General features: G+C 67.1%; 6 protein-coding genes. All 6 read right to left on the bottom strand.

The genetic code is table 11. The features are described from left to right. Positions 1-47: 47 nt before the first annotated feature. Positions 48-3,005, bottom strand: coding sequence for a TonB-dependent receptor domain-containing protein (locus R5H29_RS14380; RefSeq protein ID WP_332329337.1), 2,958 nt, complete (start codon positions 3,003-3,005; stop codon positions 48-50). 405 nt (positions 3,006-3,410) lie between these two features. Continuing rightward, entirely contained in the window at positions 3,411-4,148 is a 738-nt protein-coding gene (locus R5H29_RS14385; RefSeq protein WP_332329338.1) for a copper homeostasis protein CutC, read from the bottom strand. After that, the gene (locus R5H29_RS14390; protein ID WP_332329339.1) at positions 4,145-5,143 is read right to left on the bottom strand and encodes a N(4)-(beta-N-acetylglucosaminyl)-L-asparaginase; all 999 of its coding nucleotides are present in this window, start codon (positions 5,141-5,143) and stop codon (positions 4,145-4,147) included. The genes R5H29_RS14385 and R5H29_RS14390 overlap by 4 nt, the downstream gene beginning before the upstream one ends. A 51-nt stretch (positions 5,144-5,194) precedes the next feature. Then, complete coding sequence (locus tag R5H29_RS14395) at positions 5,195-6,217, bottom strand: glucokinase (protein WP_279937259.1); 1,023 nt, start codon at positions 6,215-6,217, stop codon at positions 5,195-5,197. A gap of 89 nt (positions 6,218-6,306) precedes the next feature. Beyond that, entirely contained in the window at positions 6,307-6,591 is a 285-nt protein-coding gene (locus tag R5H29_RS14400) for a hypothetical protein (protein ID WP_005409434.1), read from the bottom strand. A 35-nt stretch (positions 6,592-6,626) separates the two neighbouring features. Further along, on the bottom strand, positions 6,627-8,216 hold the full coding sequence (locus R5H29_RS14405; RefSeq protein WP_058982388.1) for a calcineurin-like phosphoesterase family protein: 1,590 nt from the start codon (positions 8,214-8,216) through the stop codon (positions 6,627-6,629). Positions 8,217-8,338 lie beyond the last annotated feature (122 nt).

Raw genomic sequence — 8,338 nt, forward strand, 5'->3', positions numbered from 1 at the left:
TTTCCGCATCCACGCATGGCGTGGATCTACCGGCGAGGTCGGTCTCTTCAGAACGTGAACACATACTCCAATGCGAGCTCACGGCCGACCGCGCTCAGCAACCGGGTCGGGGCGAAGTCATAGTCCAGCTTGTACGGATCCTTGTGATTCCAGCTGGCGGAGTTGAAGGCGTTGTTGACGTACACGTTTACCTTCGCGTGTTCGGTCACCTGGTAGCCCACGTTGAAGTTCCAGGTGATGAACGGCCCCACTCGACCGTAGTAGCGCGCCGTCTGCTGCCCGGCATTGGGGTTCGGGTTCGGCGAGCCATCCGGACGCGTTGCCGGCTCCAGGCAGTTCAGCGAAGGGCTGTCGCTGGGCACGTAGCCATCGGCGAACGGCAGGCAGCCGCCGGGGTTGTCCAGGCGGTCGGTGCCCCAGTGGTAGCGCACGCCCGGCACCGAGCCCACGCGGTCGGCATAGACATTGGCATTCCAGTTGCCGCGCTGCCAGGCCAGGCTCGCGCGCAGCTTGCTGCGCAGGTCGCGGTCGCGGCGTTCCGGGTTCGGGTCGTTGGCGTAGCGCTGTTCCTTGGTGGAGATCTGGTTGGTGTAGTTCACACCCAGCTGGAAGCTGCCCCACTGCGCGGTCTCCAGACGGTAGCGCGCGGTCAGGTCGATGCCGCGCACCTCGCGGCTGGCCAGGTTGAACGGGCCGCGCTCGATCGACACCAGCCGGCCACTGCTGTCACGGTTCACGCGCGCCAGGATGCCGGCGCAGTAGTCGCCACCGGCCGGATTGGCCCATGGCGTGCCGTCGATGTTCTTGCCGGTCAGGCAGCCGGCCTCGCTGGCCAGCACCTCGTCGGCGCCGACGTCGACGATCATGTCTTCCAGCTTGATCGCCCAGTAGTCGGCGCTGACCGACAGGTTGGGCATCACGTCCCAGACGAAGCCGACCGTCCACGAATCACCGGTTTCCGAGCGCAGCAGCGGCGTGCCACGGCGGTTCACGTCGAAGGTGTACCAGACATCGGTGTTGCCCACGCCACAGTTGTTGACCAGGTAGGCACCGCTCTGGATGCAGCGCAGGCGATCATAGGTCTGCACTTCGGAACTGCTCGGCTGGCCCAGCAGGTAGTGCATGTCCGGCGCGTGGAAGCTGGTGGCATACGAGCCACGCACCAGCAGCGATTCGACCGGGCGCCATTCCAGGCCGACGTTCCAGGTGGTTTCCTTCTGGCTGCCGATATCCAACGCTTCACTGCTGTCATCGGCCTTGTAGTTGCCATAGCGGTCGTAGCGCGCGGCCGCGGTGGCCGTCACGCTCTCCAGCAGCGGGATCTTGAACTCGACGCCCGCCGAATACCGGGTGCGCTCGCCACCGCCGCGGTCGACGTTCTGCAGGTCGAAATCGATGCCGGCGCGTGGGTCCGGGCTGAGGTGGTAGCCCTGCTGCGCGACTTCAGCTACCGCTGCGAACGAGATCGGGCCTGCCCAGCCCTGGAACAGCTCGCCGGTGATATCCGCCGAGGCCTGGTTGACCCACGATGACGCGCGGTTCCTGGCCACCGTGCCCATCTGCCAGTATTGGTCCGGCGTGAGCGGATTCCACCAGCGCGATTCGTTCAACGCGTAGATCGCCTCGCCATCGGGGGTGGTGCCCAGGCGCGGGCCGAGGAAGTAGTCGTACGACTTCTGCTCGTCCACCAAGTTCTGCCGTTCTTCCACGCGGTAGTAGGAACGGCCCACCGAGGCGCTCCAGTCGAAGCGATCGGCAAGGCGGCCACGCAGGCCTGCGCTCCAGTCCCAGGACAGCTCGCGGTTGGTGTTGCGCAGGGTATCCAGGCCACCGACTTCGTTCGGAGTGAACTGGCGCACGCCCAGGATCGGGCGGTTGCGGTTGGCATCCCAGTAATAGCCGTTGTCGTCGTCGATCAGCGAGACGCTGGGCGGATTGGTGCCCCAGATCGCTTCGGAGTGGTACACCGCCAGGTTGGTCCAGGCCTGCAGGTCGCTGCTGAAATCGAAGGTGGCGTAGAGGTTGCCGGAAACATTCTCGGCGCCGCCGGTGAGCAGCCAGTTGGCGTAGTCGGCGCTCATGCCGCACAGGCGGCCGGTGTTGGTGATGGTGTTGGTAGCGTAGTTGTAGACCAGCCGATCGGCAGTGTAGTACTCGCCGTCGAACTTCTCGCAGGTGCCTGCAAGCGGTGCCAGGCGCTGGCCGTTGGTCGGGTCGATCAATGCCAGGCCCGAGGTGGGGCGGAAGCCGACCTTGCGCTGCTCCATGTTCCAGGAGGGATACGGTGCGTCGTCGGCGTCGTCCATCTGCGGTCGGTCGCGTCCGAACAGCGGATCGCGCTTGGTGTACTGCAGCGCGTAGGTCACGCTCCAGTTGTCGCCGGTCTTGCCGCCGGCCCAGGACAGGTCCCAGGTATCTCGTCCACCTTCTGTGGAGGTACCGCCACGCACGCGCACTTCGTCGCCGTCGTAGTTGGTCTTGAGGATGACGTTGACCACGCCGGCGATCGCATCCGAACCGTAGATGGCCGAGGCGCCGCCGGTCAGCACTTCAATGCGCTCCACTGCTGCGGCCGGAATGTTGCCGTAGTTGGAGAAATTGGTTTCGCCGCCGTAGGGCAGCGGGTAGTCGGCCACACGGCGGCCGTTGACCAGCAGCAGAGAACGGTTCGGGCCCATCCCGCGCAGGTTCAGGCCACTGGCGTTGGGCGTGTGCGAGCCCCATTGCGAGGCGGCTTCAACGGTGCCGGTCGCTTCGGTGAGCGTCTTCAGCGCGTCATACACGCTGACGAAGCCCTCTTTCTGGATCTGCTGCGCGGTGATCACGTTGACCGGGGCCGGGCCTTCGACACTGGCGCGCTTGATGCGCGAGCCGGTGACGGTGACCGCGTCGAGATCCTTGGTAGACGAGCTTGAGGCTTGCTGCGCATTGGCAGCCAGGGGAAGCAGGGCCAGGATCAGGGCCTGGGACAGCAGGTGGCGACGCTTGTGGACGATCTGAGCCATGGTGGTTGCTCTTCGAAGATGTGGACGCACGGGCGGACGGTGGCGCGGCACTACGACGGATCCAGGCGCTTGGATCGGTTCACGACCGATATGGCACCTCCCCTGTGGATCGATCCAAACTAAAGCACAGCTGAACCACGCCCGGCATGCGGCGGCGCAGCAACAGCCGGCGGAATGCCGCTAGCGGCCACCGACGTCCCGAACAATCAAAGGGTTGCGAAACATCGCTGAGAGAACGGAACACACGTCAATGACACGATCGCGACAATCGCGCGCGGAACGGTTTTGTCCGTGATGCCGTGTACGGCCGACAGCGGGTCGTTGTAGATCCGAGCCCGCGCTCGGCTGCTGTTGTTCGCCGCGAAAAGCAGCCGAGCGTGGGCTCGGCTCTACAGAAGAGGCGGGCTACCTTGCGCCGTCCAGCGCCTGCCGCAGCGCGGCCACGGTCGCGGTGGCGGTCTGGCTCCAGTCCGGGTCCAAGCCGCGCAGGGCCAGGTTCTGGAACTGCATGGCCGAGCGGCGCAGGCCTTTTGCGGACGCGTGCAGTTCGGTACAGCTCGTCTGCCGCGCGACGGTTGCGATGTTGCCCGGGGCCAATCCGGCACCTGCCATCACCGTGATACGCCCGGCCGCCTGGGTGACCAGCGCCGCCAGCACATCGACACCGGCCTCGGCGCTGACCTGCCCGCCCGAGGTCAGCACGCGCTGGCAGCCCAGCCCGATCACCTGCTCCAGCGCCGCCGGCAGGTCGCGGGCAGCATCAAAGGCGCGGTGGAAGGTCACCTGCAACGGCCCGGCCGCCTGCATCAGTTCACGGCACAACGCCACGTCAACGCCGCCCTGCACGTCCAATGCACCAATCACCACGCCATCGCAGCCCAGCGCGCGGCACTGCGCGATGTCACGCAGCATCAGTTCGGTTTCCAGCGCGTCGTAGTGGAAGTCACCCGGGCGTGGCCGCACCAGCACGAACAGCGGAATCGACAGGCGTTCGCGGGCAATCGCGATGGTGGCAAACGATGGCGTGGTGCCACCCTCGGCCAGGTTGTCGAACAGCTCGATGCGGTCGGCCCCGCCGGCCTGCGCCGCCAACGCCGAGGCCAGGGAGTTGCTGGCGATCTCCAGGGTCAGCCGCGTCCTCACGCCTGGGTGCTCGCATAGATCGACGGCGAATCGCGCAGGTCATCCTGGCGCTGCGCATCGCACACGGCGTAGACGAAGCCGCGATGCAACGCGTAGGCGCCCACCTCGCCCTGCTTGTTCATGGCCAGGAAGCACACCTGCAGGGTCTTGCTCGCCTCCGGCCGCTTGCGCACCACACGGTCGATCGCTTCGCGGCAGGCCTGTGCCGGCGAGCGCCCCTGGCGCATCAGTTCGACCACCAGGGACGAAGCGGCGTTGCGGATCATCTCTTCACCCACGCCCGAAGCAGTGGCCGCGCCCACGTCGTTGTCGACATACAGGCCGGCACCGATGATCGGGCTGTCGCCCACGCGTCCGTGCAGTTTCCAGGCCATGCCGCTGGTGGTGCAGGCACCGGCCAGATGGCCCTTGGCGTCCAGTGCCAGCATGCCGATGGTGTCGTGGTTGTCGCTGTTGCCGGGAATACCCCGGCGCTCGGCATTGATCTGTGGCTGGTACTTCTCGGTCTTCAGCCACTCGCGCCAGGCCGCTTCGGCCTGCGGCGTCAGCAGGTGCTTGCGCTCGAAACCCTGCTGCACCGCGAACTGCTGCGCGCCCTCGCCTACCAGCAGCACATGCGGGCTGTTCTCCATCACTTTGCGGGCCACCGACACCGGATGCAGGATGTCGACCAGCGCGGCCACCGCACCACAACGGCCATCGCCATCCATGATGCTCGCGTCCAGGCTCAGCACGCCGTCGCGATCGGGGTTGCCGCAATGACCGACGGTGGGGTTGCACAGCTCACTCTCGGCCCAGCGTGCGCCCGCTTCTACCGCATCCAGCGCGCTGCCGCCCTGCGCCAGCACCTTCCATGCGGCCTGGTTGGCCGGCACGCCGAAGTCCCAGGTCGAAACCACCTTGGCCCCACCCTGCGTGCGCGCCTGCACGCCCGGCAAAGCCGCCATGCCTGCGGCCAGTGCGCCGGCCTGCAGGAACTGCCTGCGATCCACCATCTTCCCCTCCCAGTCTGCAATGCACGGCCGGCCCGATGCCGGTCGTGCCGATCAGTCGTGCGTGGGCTGTCGTGCGGCGTGCCAGACCGCTGCACCGAGTACGCCCAGCTGGCCGTGCTCCACGCGCCATACCGGCACCTGGCGCAGCACCTCGGTCAGCACGCCCTTGTTGAGGAAGCGCTCACGGAAGCGGCCATCGGCCAGGAAATCCTGCACATGCGCGGAAATGCCGCCGGCCAGGTACACCGAGCGTGCACCGACGGCGATCGCTGCGTCGCCGGCCAGGCTGCCCAGCCAGGCGCAGAACACCTGCAGCGTCTCCACCGCCAGCGCGTCTTCACCGCTGCGGGCGGCACCGATCAGTGCTTCGGTACTGGTCCACACCGGGGTGACGCCGCGCAGCTCGCACAGGCACGGATACAGGTTCATCAGGCCACTACCGGACAGCACGCGCTCGTTGTCCACGTGCGCCCAGCGCTGCAGCAACTTGCCCAGCACCTGCAGTTCCAGCGCGTTGCCGGCGCCGAGCGCGGCGTGGCCGATCTCGCTGGCCAGCACCGGGCGCTCGCCATCGGCGAAACGCAGTGCCGCGCCCAGGCCGGTACCGGCGCCCAGCACCAGCGCCGGGAACGCCTGCGCCGGGTCAGCATCGCCGTTCAGTGGCACCAGAGTGGCAGGCTGCAGGTACGGGATAGCCAGCGCCACCGCTTCGAAATCATTGATCAACTGCAGCTCATGCAGCCCGGACTGCGCGCGGGTGGCCGACAGCGAGACCGTCCACGGCAGATTGGAATTGATCAGTACATCGCCATCGAGCAGGCCGGCGATGGCGACCACCGCGGTCTGCACCGGCTGGCCGAGGCCAGCGGTGAAATCAGCAAGGATCGCCGCCAGGCTGGGGTGCTCGGCGCAGGCATAGGTGCGGTGGCTGCCCAGCCGTGGTGCGTGGCCGGGTTGCGCTTCAGCCAGCGCCAAACGGGCGAAAGTGCCGCCGACATCGGCGACAACGAGACTGCGCGGAAGACCGCCGCGGGCGGAGTCGGTGGAAACCGTGGACGCTGCTGCGATGGTCACGCTGGCCTGGCCTGCTTGGATCGATTGAATCGCCTCGATTCTCAGGCATCGGGGCGGCTTTGCCTAGCGCGCCGGCGGTTCAGGTTGGCCTACATGCCTTCCTGTTCGGCCACCTGCACGCCATCCACCAGCACGCGCAGCCGCTGCGGGCGGAAGCCGGCAAACAGCAGCGGCCGGGTGCGCTCGACCAGCACTTCGTGGCCGGCGATGTGGCGCAGCCACGACTGTACCAGCGAGAAGGAGAAGTGCGTGCCCGGATGCAGCGGATGCTGCACCCAGACCTTCTCGGTGGCGCTCTGCAGCAGCATCGCGCCGGTGAACCAGTGGCGGCTCAGGGTCACCGGCGTGGTGCCGGCCATGAAGCGGATATCCATGCGGGGTCCTTTCGCTGGAGAGGCCTTGCGGCGCGTCAGGGCTGGGCCGTCTGCAGGCTGTAGCGGGTGGTGGCGGTGAACACCGCGCCATCGGGCTGGGTGGAGCGTACCTCGACCTTGTGGCTGCCCACGGCCAGGTCGGTCGGCAGCGCGCCACGCCACAGGTGCGGCGACGCGGTGGCCTCCGGCGAGCGGTCGTAGCCACGCAGGCTGTCAGCCAGATCGTCGGCCACGTTCTCCACCATCAGGCGCGGGTCGGGCTGGCTGACCTGCTTCATCGGCTGCCAAGCGCCGCCATCAACGCGGTACTCAACCACGCTGGCATCCTCACCCATGTAGACGTTGGCATAGATGCCCCACGCCGGGTAAGCCCCCTGGCGCAGCACTTTCGGCGCATGCAGGCCGATCTGCTCGCTGGCCGGCTTGCCGGCCACGCGGTACTGCAGGCGATAGCTGCCGTTGCCGGCCACGTCGAGCAATGCGTAGCCCTTCGGCGTGCCATCACTCATGGTGCTGTCCGGCACGCCGGCGGCATCCTTCACCCCCGACCAGAACGCGCCGCAGTTGGCGCCGACGTTGTACTCGTGCAGCGGCTTGTCGCCGTTCCAGCCGTCGGCCTTGCCGTGGTAGACGTGCTGCTGGGTGTGGCTGTGGCCGCTGAGCACGAGCACGTTGCGGAAGTCCTTGAGCAGGTCGAACAGGCGCTGGCGGTCGGCATGGCGGAAGGTCTCGCGCCCCGGCGCCGCGTCGAACAGCGGGATGTGCATGCCCAGCACCAGCAGGCGGTCTTTGTGCAGGCCCTTCAGGTAGCTGGCGAGGAAGGCGAACTGGTCTTCGCGCAGGCCGCCGATGTACTTCGGCCTGGCCTTGGGGTCGTACACCACGTCGTCCAGGAACACGAAACTGGCGCCGCCCTCTTCCACCGCGTAGGTGTCCGGACCGTAGATGTTGCGCCAGCTGTCCAGCGAGTGTTCGTCGCTGGCCGCATCGAAATCGAGGTCGTGGTTGCCCGGCACATGGAACCACGGCACGCCAAGTCCGGTGGTGACCTTGTTGATCGCCGGGTAGAGCGTCAAGTCATCGTTGACGATGTCACCCAGGGTGGTGCCCATGCGCGCCTTGGTCTGGCCGACCAGCGGCGCCACGATCGACTGCTGGTAGTAGCCGATGTCCTTCAGGCTCGCGGTCTGGGAGTCGGTGAACACCAGCATCTGGAAGCCGCGCCGACTGTCATGGCGATCCGACTGCAGGGCGAAATCCCAGTTGCGGGTGACGTCGCTGGTCGCGGCGATGCCGCCGTACTTCAACGCCGGCGAACCGTTCGGGCGATAGTGCCGCCAGAACGAAGGCAGGCCGTCGGCCGCTTTCGGGAAGGAATACGCATCAGGCTTGATCACGAATACGGTCTGGCCGTCGCGCACCGGCAGGCTGTAGCTGCCGTCAGCGGCAGTCTTGACGATGGTCTCGCCGTTGGAAACCTGCACCCCGGCCAGGCCCGGATCGGTCGCACCGCGGCCAGGCTTGCCGTCACGCTCCAGATACACCTTGCCGCTGACCACGGTGTCCGCAGCCCAGGCCGGCGAGGTCAGCAACAGGCAGCACAGCCAGGCGGCAGGCAGTTTCATGGGAGGCATCCGGCAGAAAGAGACGCGGTATTGTAGAGCCGAGCCACGCTCGGCTGCATTGCCGGCGGGTCGTGGGGGGGGGGGGGGGGGGCCGGGCGCGAGGGGCCCCCCGGAGGGGGTGG

It is taken from the genome of Stenotrophomonas sp. A3_2, assembly GCF_036624925.1.
GTDB classification, from domain to species: Bacteria; Pseudomonadota; Gammaproteobacteria; order Xanthomonadales; family Xanthomonadaceae; genus Stenotrophomonas; species Stenotrophomonas hibiscicola.

Excerpts from the sequence above, each read along its gene's own strand:
- R5H29_RS14380 (WP_332329337.1), bottom strand. The coding sequence starts at position 3,005 with ATGGCTCAGATCGTCCACAAGCGTCGCCACCTGCTGTCCCAGGCCCTG.
- R5H29_RS14390 (WP_332329339.1), bottom strand. The coding sequence starts at position 5,143 with ATGGTGGATCGCAGGCAGTTCCTGCAGGCCGGCGCACTGGCCGCAGGC.
- R5H29_RS14400 (WP_005409434.1), bottom strand. The coding sequence starts at position 6,591 with ATGGATATCCGCTTCATGGCCGGCACCACGCCGGTGACCCTGAGCCGC.
- R5H29_RS14405 (WP_058982388.1), bottom strand. The coding sequence starts at position 8,216 with ATGAAACTGCCTGCCGCCTGGCTGTGCTGCCTGTTGCTGACCTCGCCG.